General features: G+C 73.8%; 11 protein-coding genes. 7 read left to right on the forward strand and 4 right to left on the reverse strand.

All coding sequences use genetic code 11. From position 1 onward, the window contains the following. Nucleotides 1–39: 39 nt before the first annotated feature. Genes LPU61_RS06165 through LPU61_RS06175 form a run of 3 tightly spaced genes read right to left on the reverse strand, consistent with a single transcriptional unit; the run spans nt 40 to nt 3,427 of the window. Nucleotides 40–801 carry a succinate dehydrogenase/fumarate reductase iron-sulfur subunit gene (locus tag LPU61_RS06165; RefSeq protein WP_043962817.1) on the reverse strand — a complete coding sequence of 254 codons (762 nt, stop codon included), beginning with the start codon at nt 799–801 and terminating at the stop codon, nt 40–42. Then, entirely contained in the window at nt 798–2,735 is a 1,938-nt protein-coding gene (locus tag LPU61_RS06170) for a fumarate reductase/succinate dehydrogenase flavoprotein subunit (protein WP_043962819.1), read from the reverse strand. Before LPU61_RS06170 ends, LPU61_RS06165 begins: the two co-directional genes overlap by 4 nt. Before the next feature lie 2 nt (nt 2,736–2,737). After that, nucleotides 2,738–3,427: a succinate dehydrogenase cytochrome b subunit gene (locus tag LPU61_RS06175; RefSeq protein WP_255699917.1), complete on the reverse strand. Its 690-nt coding sequence runs from the start codon at nt 3,425–3,427 to the stop codon at nt 2,738–2,740. 71 nt (nt 3,428–3,498) lie between these two features. Here LPU61_RS06175 and LPU61_RS06180 point away from each other — a divergent pair, with 71 nt between their 5' ends. Next, nucleotides 3,499–4,434, forward strand: a complete 936-nt coding sequence (locus LPU61_RS06180) for a LysR family transcriptional regulator (protein WP_229404380.1) — start codon at nt 3,499–3,501, stop codon at nt 4,432–4,434. Nucleotides 4,435–4,466: 32 nt separating this feature from the next. On the opposite strand, the gene hrpA is transcribed toward LPU61_RS06180, so the two are convergent. Beyond that, complete coding sequence (gene hrpA, locus LPU61_RS06185; protein ID WP_229404381.1) at nt 4,467–8,510, reverse strand: ATP-dependent RNA helicase HrpA; 4,044 nt, start codon at nt 8,508–8,510, stop codon at nt 4,467–4,469. A 112-nt stretch (nt 8,511–8,622) separates the two neighbouring features. Here hrpA and LPU61_RS06190 point away from each other — a divergent pair, with 112 nt between their 5' ends. From LPU61_RS06190 to LPU61_RS06215, 6 genes are all read left to right on the forward strand, one after another. Further along, nucleotides 8,623–8,997, forward strand: a complete 375-nt coding sequence (locus LPU61_RS06190) for a cytidine deaminase (protein WP_043962821.1) — start codon at nt 8,623–8,625, stop codon at nt 8,995–8,997. 95 nt (nt 8,998–9,092) lie between these two features. Further along, nucleotides 9,093–11,045: a multicopper oxidase family protein gene (locus LPU61_RS06195; protein ID WP_229404382.1), complete on the forward strand. Its 1,953-nt coding sequence runs from the start codon at nt 9,093–9,095 to the stop codon at nt 11,043–11,045. Nucleotides 11,046–11,189: 144 nt separating this feature from the next. Next, on the forward strand, nt 11,190–12,236 hold the full coding sequence (locus LPU61_RS06200; RefSeq protein ID WP_043962823.1) for an iron ABC transporter permease: 1,047 nt from the start codon (nt 11,190–11,192) through the stop codon (nt 12,234–12,236). After that, the gene (locus tag LPU61_RS06205; RefSeq protein ID WP_229404383.1) at nt 12,233–13,294 is read left to right on the forward strand and encodes an iron chelate uptake ABC transporter family permease subunit; all 1,062 of its coding nucleotides are present in this window, start codon (nt 12,233–12,235) and stop codon (nt 13,292–13,294) included. Before LPU61_RS06200 ends, LPU61_RS06205 begins: the two co-directional genes overlap by 4 nt. Before the next feature lie 86 nt (nt 13,295–13,380). Beyond that, the gene (locus LPU61_RS06210; protein ID WP_043962824.1) at nt 13,381–14,247 is read left to right on the forward strand and encodes an ABC transporter ATP-binding protein; all 867 of its coding nucleotides are present in this window, start codon (nt 13,381–13,383) and stop codon (nt 14,245–14,247) included. A 22-nt stretch (nt 14,248–14,269) separates the two neighbouring features. Further along, entirely contained in the window at nt 14,270–15,217 is a 948-nt protein-coding gene (locus LPU61_RS06215) for an ABC transporter substrate-binding protein (RefSeq protein WP_043962825.1), read from the forward strand. Nucleotides 15,218–15,331: the final 114 nt, after the last annotated feature.

Genomic DNA, 15,331 nt, shown 5'->3' on the forward strand with positions numbered 1-15,331 from the left:
GCGTGACGGCGTGACGGCGTGTCGGGGCGGGCGGCGGGGTCAGGAGCCGGGGGTGCCGCCCCGCTTGGCGGTGGCCGCCAGGTAGTCGCGGTTGAGCCGGCCGATGGTGTTCAGCGGGATGCCCTTCGGGCAGACCGCGGTGCACTCGCCGGTGTTGGTGCAGCCGCCGAAGCCCGCCTCGTCGTGCGCGTCGACCATGCCGACGACCCGGGTGTACCGCTCCGGCTGGCCCTGCGGCAGCAGCGAGAGCTGGGTGACCTTGGCGGCGGTGAACAGCATGCCGGAGCCGTTCGGGCAGGCCGCCACGCAGGCGCCGCAGCCGATGCAGGCGGCCGAGGAGAACGCGGCGTCGGCGTCGGCCTTGGCGACCGGCACCGAGTGGGCCTCGGGGGCGCTGCCGGTCGGCGCGGTGATGTACCCACCGGCGGCGATGATCTTGTCGAAGGCGCTCCGGTTGACCACCAGGTCCTTGATGACCGGGAAGGCCCGGGCCCGCCACGGCTCGATGTCGATCGTGTCGCCGTCGGAGAACTGCCGCATGTGCAGCTGGCAGGCGGTGGTGCCGCGCTGCGGGCCGTGCGCGTCACCGTTGATCATGAGACCGCACATGCCGCAGATGCCCTCGCGGCAGTCGTGGTCGAACGCCACCGGCTCCTCGCCGGAGAGGATCAGCCGCTCGTTGAGCACGTCGAGCATCTCCAGGAACGACATGTCGGGGGAGACGTCGTCGACCTGGTAGGTCACCATCCGGCCCTTGTCGGTGGGGCCGGACTGGCGCCAGATGCGCAGGGTCAGGTTCACTTGTAGCTCCGCTGCGTCGGGTGCACGTACTCGAACTTGAGGTCTTCCTTGTGCAGCACGGCGGGCTCGTCGCCGCCGGTGTACTCCCAGGCCGCCACGTACGCGAACCGGTCGTCGTCGCGCTGCGCCTCGCCGTCGGGGGTCTGGTGCTCGGCCCGGAAGTGGCCGCCGCAGGACTCCTCGCGGTGCAGGGCGTCGACGCACATCAGCTCGGCCAGCTCGAAGAAGTCGGCCACCCGGCCGGCCTTCTCCAGCGACTGGTTGAGCCCGTCGCCGTCGCCGGGGACGCGGACCCGCTTCCAGAACTCCTCGCGCAGCGCCCGGATCTCGTCGATCGCCTTGCGCAGCCCGGCCTCGCTGCGCTCCATGCCGCAGTGCTCCCACATGATCTGGCCCAGCTCGCGGTGGAACGAGTCGACCGTCCGGTCGCCGTCGACGGCGAGCAGCCGCCGGATCCGGTCCTCGACGTCGCGCCGCGCCGCCACGGCCTCCGGGTGGCTGGCGTCGACCCGCTCGAACGGGCCGGCCGCCAGGTAGTTGGCGATCGTGTTGGGCAGCACGAAGTAGCCGTCGGCGAGGCCCTGCATCAGCGCGGACGCGCCGAGCCGGTTCGCCCCGTGGTCGGAGAAGTTGGCCTCGCCGATGACGAACAGGCCGGGGATGGTCGACTGGAGGTCGTAGTCGACCCAGAGGCCGCCCATCGTGTAGTGCACGGCGGGGTAGATCCGCATCGGCACCTCGTACGGGTCCTCGCCGGTGATCCGCTCGTACATCTCGAAGAGGTTGCCGTACTTGGCCTCGATGGCCTTGCGGCCGAGGCGGTCGATGGCGTCGGCGAAGTCGAGGTAGACGCCGAGCCCGCCGGGGCCCACGCCGCGTCCGGCGTCGCAGACGTTCTTCGCCGCCCGGGAGGCGATGTCCCGGGGCACCAGGTTGCCGAAGGACGGGTAGATCCGTTCGAGGTAGTAGTCCCGCTCGTCCTCGCCGATGTCCTTCGGGCGGCGGTCGTCGCCCTTGGCCTTCGGCACCCACACCCGGCCGTCGTTGCGCAGCGACTCGCTCATCAGCGTCAGCTTCGACTGGTGGTCGCCCGAGACGGGGATGCAGGTCGGGTGGATCTGCGTGTAGCAGGGGTTGGCGAAGTACGCGCCCCTGCGGTGCGCCCGCCAGGTGGCGGTGACGTTGCAGCCCTTGGCGTTGGTGGAGAGGTAGAAGACGTTGCCGTAGCCACCGGAGGCCAGCACCACCGCGTCGGCGAACTCGCTGGTGATCTCGCCGGTGACCAGGTCCCGCACCACGATGCCCCGGGCCCGGCCATCGACGACGATCAGCTCCAGCATCTCGTGCCGGGCGTTCATCTCCACGTTGCCCAGCCCGATCTGCCGCTCCAGGGCCTGGTACGCCCCGAGCAGGAGCTGCTGGCCCGTCTGGCCCCGCGCGTAGAAGGTGCGCTGCACCTGCGCGCCGCCGAAGGAGCGGGTGTCGAGCAGGCCGCCGTACTCGCGGGCGAACGGCACGCCCTGGGCGACGCACTGGTCGATGATGTTGACCGAGACCTCGGCGAGCCGGTGCACGTTGGACTCGCGGGAGCGGAAGTCGCCGCCCTTGACGGTGTCGTAGAACAACCGGTGCACCGAGTCGCCGTCGTTGCGGTAGTTCTTGGCGGCGTTGATGCCGCCCTGCGCGGCGATCGAGTGGGCCCGGCGCGGGCTGTCCTGGTAGCAGTACGACCGGACCCGGTAGCCCTGCTCGGCGAGCGTGGCGGCGGCCGAGCCGCCGGCCAGGCCGGTGCCGACCACGATCACCGTCAGCTTGCGCCGGTTGGCCGGGTTGACCAGCTTGGCCTCGAAGCGGCGGCGGTCCCAGCGGGTCTCGATCGGGCCCTGCGGGGCCCGGGCGTCGGCGATCGGGTCGCCCTCGGTGAACAGGTCCATGGTCAGGCCACCAATCCGGTGAGTACGGCGAAGGGGACCACGAGGTAGCCGGCGCAGAGCACGACGGCGAAGCCCAGCGCGGCGGCGCGCGCCCGGCGCTCCCCGGCGGGGGTCTGCTGGCCGAGGCTGCGGAACGCGCTGAACGCGCCGTGGCGCAGGTGGAAGCCGAGCGCCACGACCGCCAGGGTGTAGAAGAGGGTGACGTACCACCGCTCCGGTGCGAAGTCGGCGACCACGTTGCCGTACGGGTTGCCGGGGTCGCCCTGCGGGTTCAGGTGGCCGGTGGTCAGGTCCAGGATGTGGTAGATCACGAAGAGCAGGATGATCACGCCGCCCCAGCGCATCGTGCGGGCCGCGTAACTGCCGTTGACCTTCTTGCGGTGCGCGTACTTCACCGGGCGGGCGGCGCGGGCGCGCACCGCGAGCACCGTGGCGGCCCCGATGTGGGCCAGCACGGCCGCCAGCAGGGCGGTGCGCTGGATCCACAGGAACCAGGTCGACGGCAGCAGCGGGGTGCCGATCTCGCGCAGCCAGTGCGCGTAGTGGTCGAACGCGGTCTCGCCCGTGAAGATCTTCAGGTTGCCGAGCATGTGCGCGACGAGGAACAGCACCAGCAGGATGCCCGTCACCGCCATGACGGCCTTCAGGCCGACGTTGGACCGGATGGGCGACCGGGATTTCGTGAGTACCACCTGACCGACGCTAGGAGACCTGGGATCAGTCGTCCAATGCATCGAACTCGCAGCGTCGATAGCCGTAGGCTATGCCGATGCAGCTGCACCAGCTCCGGTACTTCGTCGCGGTCGCGGAACTACGACATTTCACCCAAGCCGCCGACCTCGTCGGCATCACCCAGCCCTCGCTGAGTAAGCAAATTCACGCGCTGGAGACCAGCCTCGGGGCCCCGCTGTTCGAGCGGGTGCGGGGCCGGATCGCCCTCACCGCCGCCGGCGAGGTGCTGCTCCCGCTGGCCCGGCGCATCCTCGCCGACGTCGACACCGCCACCCGGGAGGTGCAGGAGCTGGTCGGGCTGCGGCGCGGCCGGGTCCGCCTCGGCGCCACCCCGAGCCTGGCCACCTCGCTCGCCCCGCCCGTGCTGCGCCGGTTCCGCGACGCCCACCCCGCCGTCGACCTGCGGGTGGAGGAGGGTGGCTCGCAGGACCTCGTCCGCGACCTGCTGCGTGGCGACCTCGACCTTGCGCTGATCATCATGCCCGCCCAGGGCGCGGACCCAGGGCTGCACGCCGAGGAGATCCTGCGGGAGAGCCTGGTGGTGGCCTCGCTGGACGAGGTGCCCGGCACCTCGGCCGCCGGCGAGCTGCGGGTCACCGATCTGCGGGGCCAGCCCCTGGTGATGTTCCGGGAGGGCTACGACCTGCGCGACGCCACCCTCCAGGCGTGCCGGGAGGCCGGCTTCGAGCCCACCCTGTCGGTCGACGGCGGCGAGATGGACGCCGTGCTCAGCTTCGTCGAGGCGGGGCTCGGGGTGGCGCTGGTGCCCGGCATGGTGGTGGCCCGCAGGCCCGGCGTCCGGGTCACCCGGCTGGCCCCGCCCGGCGTCCGCCGGACCATCGCCGTGGCCCGACGTCGCGACGTGGAGCCCACCCACGCCGGCCGCGAGCTGCGCCGCATCCTCCTGGAGTACGTCCGCACGGCCACCGAGCAGGACGACCTGCCACCCGGCGTGGAACCGCGCTGACCCGTCGCCCGTCCTCTCGTCACCACGACTGGTCAGCGACCCTCGGCGTCGTCCATCGCCCGGTAGATCCGCTGCTCCGACACCGGGTACGGGGTGCCGAGGGCCTGGGCGAACACGTTCACCCGCAGCTCCTCGATCATCCAGCGGATCTGCCGCACCGCCGCCGACCCGCGCCGGCCGGGCGGCAGCGCGGCGAGCAGGTCGGCGTACTCCTTCTGCACCGCGGCAACCCGGTCCTGCTGCTGGCGGTCCCGCTGCGGGTTGCCTGGCAGCCGGTCCAGCCGCCGTTCGATCGCGGTGAGGTAGCGCAGCAAATCGGGCAGGCGGGCGTAGCCGGTCTCGGTGACGAACCCCTTGTGCACCAGGCCCGACAGTTGGGCCCGGATGTCGGCCAGGGCGGCCACCACGGCCAGGTTCTGGGTCTTGCCGAGGCGCTGCTCGACGGCGTACGCGGCGGCGAGCACCTGCCGCACCCGGCCCATCACGTCGACGACGGTGTCCACCAGGTCGGCGCGGACCCGGTCCCGCAGGGCGGCGAAGCCGTCGGCGTCCCAGGCCGGGCCGCCCGCGTCGGCGACCAGCTTGTCGATCGCCGCCCCGGAGGCGTCGGCGATCAGCTCCTGCACGCCGCCGTGCGGGTTGCGGCTCAGCGCCAGCTTCGCCTCGTTGGACAGCCGCCCCTGGAGGAACTTCGCCGGCGACGGCACGGTCAGCCGCAGCAGCCGTCGGGTGCCCGCCCAGTGTGCCCCGGCCTGCTCGGCCTCGGAGTCGAAGACCTTCACCCCGACCGTGGACCCCTCGTCGACCAGCGCCGGGTACGCGGTGACCGCGTACCCGGCGCGGACCTGCTCGATGGTGCGCGGCAGGGTGCCGAAGTCCCACTGCGTCAGGCCCGTCCGGGCGACGTCCGGGGCGGCGGCGGCCACCACCTGGCGTACCTCCTGGCGGAGCTGGCGTTGCAGCGCCGGCAGGTCCTTGCCTTCGGCGACCGGCTTGTTCTCCTCGTCGAGCACCCGGAAGCTGACCCGCAGGTGGGCGGGGAGCTTCCCCGGCTCCCAGGCGTCGCGGGGCACGGTGACCCCGGTCATCCGGCGCAACTGCCGGGTCAGCGCGTCCAGCAGCGGCTCCTGCCCGGGGGTGATCGCCGCGAGCGCGGCCCGCGCGTAGTCGGGGACGGGGACGAAGTTGCGCCGCACCGCCTTGGGCAGCGACCGGATCAGCGCGATCACCAGCTCCTCGCGCAGCCCGGGGACCTGCCAGTCGAAGCTCTCCGCCGGCACCTGGTTGAGCAGCGGCAGCGGGATGTCCACGGTCACGCCGTCGGTGGGGGTGCCCGGGTCGAACGTGTACGTCAGCGGCAGGGTGACCCCGTCGGCCCGCCACTCGTCGGGGTAGTCGGCCTCGTCGAGCCCGCCCCGGCCGGCGTTGACCAGCAACTCCCGGGTGAAGGTGAGCAGGTCCGGCCGCTGCCGCCGCTCCTTCTTCCACCAGGCGTCGAAGTGCCGGCCGGAGACCACGTCGGCCGGGATCCGCTCGTCGTAGAAGGCGAAGATCGTCTCGTCGTCGACGAGGATGTCCCGCCGCCGGGCCCGGTTCTCCAGTTCCTCGATCTCGGTGAGCAGCTTCTGGTTGTCCCGCCAGAACTGGTGGTGGGTGGACCAGTCGCCCTCCACCAGGGCGTGCCGGATGAACAGCTCGCGCGACAGCGCCGGGTCGATCCGCCCGAAGTTGACCTTCCGGGCGGTGACCAGCGGGACGCCGTACAGGGTGACCTTCTCGTAGGCCAGCACCGCCGCCTGCTTCTTCTCCCAGTGCGGCTCGCTGTAGCTGCGCTTGACCAGGTGTTGCGCGAGGGGCTCGACCCACTCCGGTTCGACGCGGCCGGCGACCCGTCCCCACAGCCGGGAGGTCTCCACCAGCTCGGCGGCCATCACCCAGCGCGGTGGCTTCTTGAACAGCGCCGACCCGGGGAACAGGGCGAACTTCGCCCCCCGCGCCCCGAGGTACTCGTGCTTCTGCGGGTCCTTCAGGCCGATGTGCGACAGCAGGCCCGGCAGCAGCGACTGGTGCACCTTCGGGGTGTCGATCTCCTCCGGCAGGTCCGCGCCGGCCCCGCGCCGGCCGTCACCCTTCTCCGCCGTACGCAGCACCTGGCGCACCTGGCTGACGATGTCCTGCCACTCGCGTACCCGCAGGTAGTTGAGGTATTCGGCCCGGCACATCCGGCGGAACGCGCTGGAGGACAACTCCCGCTGCTGCTCGCGCAGGTGCCGCCACAGGTTCAGGTACGCGACGAAGTCCGACTCGGAGTCGGCGAACCTCGCGTGCGCCTGGTCGGCCTGGGCCTGCTTCTCGGCCGGCCGCTCGCGCGGGTCCTGGATGGACAGCGCGGCGGCGATGACGACGACCTCGGTGGCGCAGCCGTTGCGCTCGCCTTCGATCACCATCCGGGCGAGCCGGGGGTCGACGGGGAGCTGCGCCAGGCGCCTGCCAAGCGGGGTGAGCCGCTTCGCCGGGTCGGTCTCGGTCGGGTCGAGCGCGCCCAGCTCGTGCAGCAGGTTGACCCCGTCGGCGATGTTGCGCCGGTCCGGCGGGTCGATGAACGGGAACGCCGCCACGTCGCCCAGCCCGATCGAGGTCATCTGGAGGATGACCGAGGCGAGGTTGGTGCGCAGGATCTCCGGGTCGGTGAACTCGGGGCGGGAGTCGAAGTCGGACTCGTCGTAGAGGCGGATGCAGATGCCGTCCGAGGTGCGCCCGCAGCGGCCCTTGCGCTGGTTGGCCGACGCCTGCGACACCGGCTCGATGGGCAGCCGCTGCACCTTCAACCGGCTGGAGTAGCGGGAGATCCGGGCGGTGCCCGGGTCCACCACGTACTTGATGCCGGGGACGGTCAGCGAGGTCTCCGCGACGTTGGTGGCGAGCACCACCCGCCGCGCGGTGTGCGGGGCGAACACCCGGTGCTGCTCGGCGGCCGACAGCCGCGCGTACAGGGGCAGGATCTCGGTGCCCAGCAGCGACCGCTTGGACTGCACCAGCTTGCCCAGCGCGTCGGCGGTGTCCCGGATCTCGCGCTCGCCGGAGAGGAAGACCAGGATGTCGCCCGGCCCCTCGGCGGCCAGCTCCTCGACGGCGTCGCCGATGGCCTGGATCTGGTCGCGGACGTTCTCCTCGTCGTCGCCGGAGTCGTCCTCGCTCTCGCTGATCTCGACCAGCGGCCGGTAGCGCACCTCGACCGGGTAGGTGCGCCCGGACACCTCGACCACCGGCGCGGGCCGGCCCTCGGCGTCGGCGAAGTGCCGGGCGAACCGGTCGGTCTCGATGGTCGCCGAGGTGATGACCACCTTGAGATCCGGGCGGCGGGGGAGGAGCTGGCGCAGGTAGCCGAGGACGAAGTCGATGTTGAGGCTGCGCTCGTGCGCCTCGTCGATGATCAACGTGTCGTACTGGCGCAGCATCCGGTCGGTCTGCAACTCGGCGAGCAGGATGCCGTCGGTCATCAGCTTGACCAGGCTGCGGTCGCTCACCTGGTCGGTGAAGCGGACCTTGTAGCCGACCACGTCGCCCAGCTCGGTGCCCAGCTCCTCGGCGATGCGGTCGGCGACGGTGCGGGCGGCCAGCCGCCGGGGCTGGGTGTGCCCGATCAGCCCGTGCACGCCACGCCCCAGCTCCAGGCAGATCTTGGGGAGCTGGGTGGTCTTGCCGGAGCCGGTCTCGCCGGCCACGATCACCACCTGGTGGTCCCGGATCGCGGCGGCCAGATCGTCCTTGCGCTCGCTGACCGGAAGCCCCGCCGGGTACGTGATTCGGGGCACCGCCGCCCGGCGGTCGGCGAGCCGCTGCTCGGCCCGGGCGACGTCGGCGGTGATCTCGGCCAGCGCGGCCTCGCGCCGCTGCGGGTCGCGCAGCCGGCGCACCCCGTCGAGGCGCCGCTGGAGCCGGCGCTGGTCGCGGAACATCAGGGCGGGCAGGCGGCGGTGCAGCTCGCGGAGGCGGTGGGACGCGGCGGGCCCGTCGGTGGGCTCGGCGGCGGCGGTGGGCCCGGCGGCTGCGGCGGGAGCGGCTGGATTCTGCATGTCGTCGCCAAGGATAGGCAGCCGCGTGCGGGACCGCCCCCGGGTTACCGGTCGCCAGGGCTGCCGCCGTCTAGAGTTGACCGCCGATCGACGCCGACCACGGGGGCCTGGGATGAGCATGCGAGACACCGACCGGGCGCTGGTGCAGGCGGCCACGGCCGTGGCGAAGCTGCGCTGCCGCAGCGACCGGCACACCGTCGCCGCGGCCGCGCGTACCGCCGCCGGCCGGGTGTTCACCGGCGTGAACGTCCACCACGTCACCGGCGGGCCGTGCGCCGAGGTGGTGGTGATCGGGGCCGCCGCCACCCAGGGGGAGACGGAGCTGGAGACCATCGTGGCGGTGGGCGACCGGGGTCGGGACGTCCTGACCCCCTGCGGCCCGTGCCAGCAGGTGCTGCGGGACTACTTCCCGTCGATCCGGGTCATCGTCGGCCCGGCGGACGCGCTGCGCGCGGTGCCGGTCGCCGAGCTGCTCCCCGGGGAGTAGGGTCAGCTGACCGTTAGAAACCGTTTCGTCCTCTTAAAGGAGTAACGACGCTGTTTCGGCACTTTGGTGAGCAATGCTCGTTCTAGCCTCGCGGCATGGTGACCCGTAGACGACTCATCGCCGCCGGTGCGGCCGGCGGCGCGGCCCTGCTGCTGCCCACCGGTCGCACCGCAGCCGGCGCCCCGACCGCCCCGACCGCCCTGATCGACCCCCGTGCCGTGCCCAAGTACGTCACCCCGCTGCCCGTGCCGACGACCATGCCCACCTCCCGCACCAGCGGCGGCGTCGACGAGTACGTGGTCGCCGTCCGCCAGTTCCGCCAGCAGGTCCTCCCGGCCGGGCTGCCGGCCACGACGGTCTGGGGCTTCGGCTCGCCCGCCCACCCGCGCAGCTTCGCCTACCCCGGCCCCACCATCGCCGCCACCGTCGGCCGCCCGGTCCGGGTGACCTGGTGCAACCAGCTCGTCGACGAGCGGGGCCGCTACCTGCCGCACCTGCTGCCGGTCGACCCGACGCTGCACTGGGCCAACCCGACCGGCGGCGTCGACGGCCGGGACCACCGGCCGCACTTCACCAGCACCCCCGGCCCGTACCGGGGGCCCGTCCCGACCGTCATGCACGTGCACGGAGGGCACAACCGGCAGGAGAGCGACGGCCACCCCGAGGCGTGGTTCCTCCCCGTGGCCCGGGACCTGCCCGCCGGGTGCGCCGACGGCGGCTCGGCCTACAGCGAGTTCCGGGACCTGGCAGCCGAGCGGACCGGCGTCCGCTGTGCCCCCGGCACGACCAGCATGGAGTACGCCAACGACCAGCGCCCGACGACCCTCTGGTACCACGACCACACGCTGGGCATGACCCGGGTGAACCTCTACGCCGGGCTGGCCGGCTTCTACCGGCTGAGCGGCGGCCCCGACGACCTGCCGTCCGGGGCGCTGCCCGGCTCGCTGCCGGAGCAGGCGTCGTACGACCTGCCGCTGCTGATCCAGGACCGCACCTTCCGCCCCGACGGCTCGCTCTGGTATCCCGAAAGCCGCGCCGACTTCGACGACTACCCCGGCCCGTACCTGCCGGGGACCGACGTGCCGCCGATCTGGAACCCCGAGTTCTTCGCCGCCACCATGGTGGTCAACGGCGCGACCTGGCCGGTGCTGCGGGTGCAGCGGCGGCGCTACCGGTTCCGGCTGCTCAACGGCTGCAACGCCAGGTTCCTGATGCTGTCGGTCACCGACCACCCGACCCGCCGCCCGGCCCGGCCCGCGCTGCCGCTGTGGCAGGTCGGCAGCGACGGCGGGTTCCTGCCCGAGCCCGTGGCCGCGCCCCGGATCCTGCTCGCCAACGGCCAGCGGGCCGACGTCGTGGTCGACTTCACCGACGTGCCGGCCGGCACCGAGCTGTACCTGGTCAACGAGGGCCCCGACGAGCCGTTCGGCGGCGGCGCGCCGGGGACGGACTTCCCCCCGGCCGACCCGCGGACGACCGGGCAGGTGCTCAAGTTCGTGGTGGGCGACCGGGCCGGCGCCGATGCCAGCGTGCCGCCCGGGCAGCTGTCCCTGCCGGAGTGCGCCCCGCTGCCCGCCGCCCGGGTCGTCCGGCGGCTCTCGCTCAACGAGCAGGAGTCCTCGGCCGGCCCGGTACGTGCCCTGCTGGGCGTCGTCGCCGCCAGCGGCCGGCCGGTGCCGCTGGGCTGGGACGCGCCGGTGACCGAGACCCCCGCCCTCGGCGTCACCGAGGAGTGGGAGTTGCGCAACTGCACCGAGGACGCCCACCCGATCCACGTCCACCAGGTGCAGTTCCAGGTGCTCGGGCGGGGACACGACGGCCGCACCCCGCCCGGCCCCGCGGAGCGCGGCTTCCACGACACCGTGGTCGCGTACCCGGGGCAGCTGACCCGGATCAAGGTCCGCTTCGACCTGCCAGGACGCTACGTCTGGCACTGCCACCTGCTGGAACACGAGGACAACGAGATGATGCGCCCCATCGAGGTGCTGCCGTCCGGTGCCGCCGAGGGCGGGGACGGTTCCTCCCGGCGTGCGGGGGCCGCGGGCTGACCGGCCGACTCCTGCGGGCGGGGCGACGCTCGGCGCGGCCGCCCTGCTCAGCGGGGGTGGCGACGGATCCGATCGACGGTCGCCGGTTAGGGTGACCCGCCTCCTTCGGTTTAAGGTAAGGCGTACCTAAGTCGAGGGAGATTCGTGACCACCGTCGCCGCGCGGCCGATCCGGGCCGGCACACCGACGACCCGGGGCCTGGGCCGCCGGGCTGCCGTCACCCTCGGCGCGGCGGCCGTGCTCGCCCTCGCCGTGCTCGCCAGCTTCGCCCTCGGCAGCCGCCCGCTCGCCCCCGGCGCGGTCTGGCACGCGCTGGTCGCCCCCGACGGCGGCGACGCCACCACCATCGTCCGCGAGCTGCGGCTGCCCCGCACCGCCCTCGGCCTGCTCGTCGGGCTCGCGCTCGCCGTGGCCGGGGTGCTGTTCCAGGCGCTGACCCGCAACCCGCTCGCCGAGCCGCGCATCCTCGGCATCAGCGCGGGCGCGTCGTTCGGCGTGGTCCTCGCCATCGCCGTCTTCGGCGTCGGCACCCTCGCCGGTTACGTCTGGTTCGGCATCGCCGGGGCGCTCCTGGCCGGCCTGGCGGTCTTCGCCGTCGCCAACCGGGCCCGCGACGGCGCGTCGCCGGTCACCCTCGCGCTGACCGGCGCGGCGCTCGACGCCAGTCTCGGGGCCCTCGTGTACGCGCTGCTCAGCATCGACGCCCGCACCTTCGAGGAGTACCGGTTCTGGGTCGTCGGCGGGCTGACCGGCCGGGGCGTCGGCGTCGCCGGGCAGGTGCTGCCGTTCGTCCTCGCCGGGCTGCTGCTGGCCGTCCTGGTCGCCCGGGGCCTCGACGCGCTCGCCCTCGGCGACGACGTGGCCCGGGGCCTGGGCCACCGCGTCGGGCTGGTCCGTCTCGGCGGCGGCGCGGCCGGGGTGCTGCTCACCGGCGCGGCCGTGGCGGCGGCCGGGCCGATCGCGTTCGTCGGACTGGCCGTGCCGCACCTGGCCCGCGCCCTGGTCGGCGCGGACCACCGGTGGACCCTCGCCGTCGCCGCGCTGCTCGGGCCGGCCCTGCTGCTCGGCGCCGACGTGGCGGGCCGGCTCGTCGCCCCGCCCGGCGAGGTGCCCGCCGGGGTGGTGACCGCGCTGGTCGGCGCGCCCCTGCTGGCCTTCCTGGTGCGCCGTGCCCGGGTGGTGACCGCGTGAACCTGCTCGCCCCCACCGGTGGACGTGTCGCCCCCGCCGGCCGGTCGCTGCTGCGGCTCGGCCCGCTGCGGGTGCCGGTGCGCCGCCGCCCCGTGCTGGTCGCCGCCGCGCTGGTCGGGCTGCTCGTCGCCGCCGGGCTGCTCAGCCTCTCCCTCGGCACCCCGTACGTCGCCACGCCCGACGTGCTGCGCGCGCTCGCCGGCGCGGGCACCCCGTACGACCTGGTGGTGCTCGACCTGCGGCTGCCCCGGCTGGTGCTCGCGGCGGTGGCCGGGGCGGCGTTCGGCGTCGCCGGCACGCTGATCCAGAGCGTGGCCCGCAACCCGCTGGCCAGCCCCGACGTCATCGGCATCACCCAGGGCGCCGGGCTCGCCGCGACGGTGGCCCTCACCAGCGGGGCCGCCGCCGTGCTGGTCGCCCCGGCGGCGCTGCTCGGCGGCCTGGCCGCCGCCGTCGCGGTGTTCGCCCTCGGGGCCCGGCACGGGCTGGCCGCCCAGCGCTTCGTGCTCGCCGGGGTGGCGGTCGCCTTCGGCCTGCGGGCGCTCATCGAGGTGGTCCTGCTGACCGCCGACCCGATCGACGGGCTGCGCGCCCAGATCTGGCTGCTCGGCACCCTCGCCGGCAAGGGCTGGACGGAGGCGGCGTGGATCGCCGCGACCCTGCTGGCGCTGCTGCCGGTGCTGCTCTGGGCCGGCTGGGCGCTGAACAGCACCGCCCTGGACGACGACACGGCCCGGGGCATCGGGGTGCGCCCCGTGGCCCGCCGGGTCACGCTGGCCGGCACCGGCGTGCTCGCCGCCGCGATGGTCACCGCGCAGGTCGGCGCCGTCGACTTCGTCGCCCTCGTCGCCCCGCAACTGGCCCGCCGGCTGGTCCGCGCCGAGCGGCCCCCGCTGCTGTGCTCCGCCCTGCTCGGGGCGTTGCTGCTGGTCCTCGCTGACCTCGCCGGCCGCCGGCTGTTCGCGCCCACCCAGCTGCCGGCGGGCGTGCTGACCGCCGCGATCGGCGGACCGTACCTGATGTTCCTGCTGCTGCGCGGCCGGCGGAGGGCGTCGTGACGACCCCCGCGCCCGCCGACCGGCCCGCCGCCCCGCCTGCCCTCGCCGGCGCACCGGACCCCGCCGACCCCTCCCGAGGAGCCGCGATGCTCTCCACCCGCGACCTGGTCGTCGGCTACGACGAGCGGACCGTCCTGGACGGCCTCGACGTGACGCTGCCCGCCGGCGCGTTCACCGTCATCGTCGGGCCGAACGCCTGCGGCAAGTCCACCCTGCTGCGCACCATGGCGCGGCTGCTGACCCCGCGCTCGGGCACCGTGCTGCTCGACGGCACCGCCATCCGGGACCTGCCGACGCGGGAGGTCGCCCGGCGGCTCGGGGTGCTGCCGCAGAGCCCGCTGGTGCCCGAGGGCGTGACGGTCGCCGACCTGGTCGGCCGGGGGCGGCAGCCGTACCAGCGGTGGTGGCGGCAGTGGTCGGCGGCCGACAGCGCCGCCGTCGACGAGGCGATGGCCCTCGCCGACGTGGCCGGCCTCGCCGACCGCCCGGTGGACACCCTCTCCGGCGGCCAGCGGCAGCGGGTCTGGATCGCGATGACCCTCGCCCAGGACACCGAGGCGCTGCTGCTGGACGAGCCGACCACCTTCCTCGACCTGGCCCACCAGGTCGAGGTGCTGGACCTGCTGCACCGGCTGCGCGCCGAACGGGGCCGCACCGTCGTCGCCGTGCTGCACGACCTCAACCAGGCAGCCCGCTACGCCGACCACCTCGTCGCCATGCGCGCCGGGGCGGTGGTCGCCGCCGGCCCGCCCCGGGAGATCCTCACCGCCGCGCTGGTCCGCGACGTCTTCGGGCTCGACTGCGTGGTGGTGCCCTGCCCGGTGAGCGGCGCGCCCCTGGTCGTGCCCGCCCTCACCACGCCCTCCCCGGCCGCCGTTCCCGCCCCCGCCCCGGCGGCTTCCGCCTCCGCTGCCTCCTCCGTTGCCTCTGCCGCCGGCCCGTCGGCCGGCTGAACCCCTCGAAAGGAACCCCACCATGCGTCGTCTCGCCGCCGTGCTCACCGCGGCCGTCGCCCTCGGCGTCGGGCTCACCGCCTGCGGTGAGAGCGACCCCGTCGCCGGCACCGCCACCGGACAGACCCGGGAGATCACCCACGCCATGGGCACCACCAAGGTGCCCGCCGAGCCCAAGCGGGTCGTCGTCCTCGACACCGACAAGATCGACACAGCGCTCTCGCTCGGGGTCACACCCGTCGGCGCGGCGACCGCCGGCGAGGCGAGGAGCTGGCCCACCTACTTCGGCGAGGAGAAGCTGGCCGGCATCAAGGAGGTCGGGGTGCTCACCGAACCCGACCTGGAGGCGATCAACGCCCTCAAGCCCGACCTGATCCTGGGCAGCAAGTTCCGCCAGGAGAAGTTCTACGACGAGCTGGCCGCCATCGCGCCGACCGTGTTCACCGAGAAGGTGGGCATCACCTGGAAGGAGAACTTCCTCCTCGACGGCCAGGCCCTGGGCAAGGAGCAGCAGGCCAAGGACCTGCTGGCCGCGTACGAGAAGCGGGCGAAGGACTTCGGCGCGAAGCTCGGCGACGCCGCCGACCGCACCGTCTCCATCGTGCGCTTCATCCCCGGCGCGATCCGGGTGTACGGGCCGGACTCGTTCTCCGGCATCGTCGTCGGCGACACCGGCCTCGGCCGCCCCGAGCGGCAGCAGCTCGCCGGCAAGGAGGACAAGCGGTTCGACCTGGTCAGCGCCGAGCGGGTCAACGAGGTCGACGCCGACGTCATCTTCGTGACCGCGTACGGCGAGAAGGCCGCCGCCGAGCAGGCCACCGTCACCGGCGGCACCCTGTGGAAGGGGCTGTCGGCGGTCAAGGCGGGCCGGGCGAACGTGGTCTCCGACGAGACCTGGATGACCGGGATCGGCGTCGGCGCCGCCAACAAGATCATCGACGACCTGGAGAAGTACGTTCCGGCAGCCTGACCCGTGCACCCCGCGCCCCGCCCCGCGCCGCGCGCCCCGCCCCGCGCCCCGCGCGGGTCCCCGCGAGATCACGCTCGATCCGGGATCGAGTGGCATCCGTCCGTGTAGGAAGCC

The sequence above is a fragment of the Micromonospora sp. NBRC 110038 genome (genome assembly GCF_020884815.1).
Lineage (GTDB): Bacteria > Actinomycetota > Actinomycetes > Mycobacteriales > Micromonosporaceae > Micromonospora > Micromonospora haikouensis.

Excerpts from the sequence above, each read along its gene's own strand:
- LPU61_RS06170 (WP_043962819.1), bottom strand. The coding sequence starts at position 2,735 with ATGGACCTGTTCACCGAGGGCGACCCGATCGCCGACGCCCGGGCCCCG.
- LPU61_RS06180 (WP_229404380.1), top strand. The coding sequence starts at position 3,499 with ATGCCGATGCAGCTGCACCAGCTCCGGTACTTCGTCGCGGTCGCGGAA.
- hrpA (WP_229404381.1), bottom strand. The coding sequence starts at position 8,510 with ATGCAGAATCCAGCCGCTCCCGCCGCAGCCGCCGGGCCCACCGCCGCC.
- LPU61_RS06190 (WP_043962821.1), top strand. The coding sequence starts at position 8,623 with ATGAGCATGCGAGACACCGACCGGGCGCTGGTGCAGGCGGCCACGGCC.
- LPU61_RS06195 (WP_229404382.1), top strand. The coding sequence starts at position 9,093 with ATGGTGACCCGTAGACGACTCATCGCCGCCGGTGCGGCCGGCGGCGCG.
- LPU61_RS06210 (WP_043962824.1), top strand. The coding sequence starts at position 13,381 with ATGCTCTCCACCCGCGACCTGGTCGTCGGCTACGACGAGCGGACCGTC.
- LPU61_RS06215 (WP_043962825.1), top strand. The coding sequence starts at position 14,270 with ATGCGTCGTCTCGCCGCCGTGCTCACCGCGGCCGTCGCCCTCGGCGTC.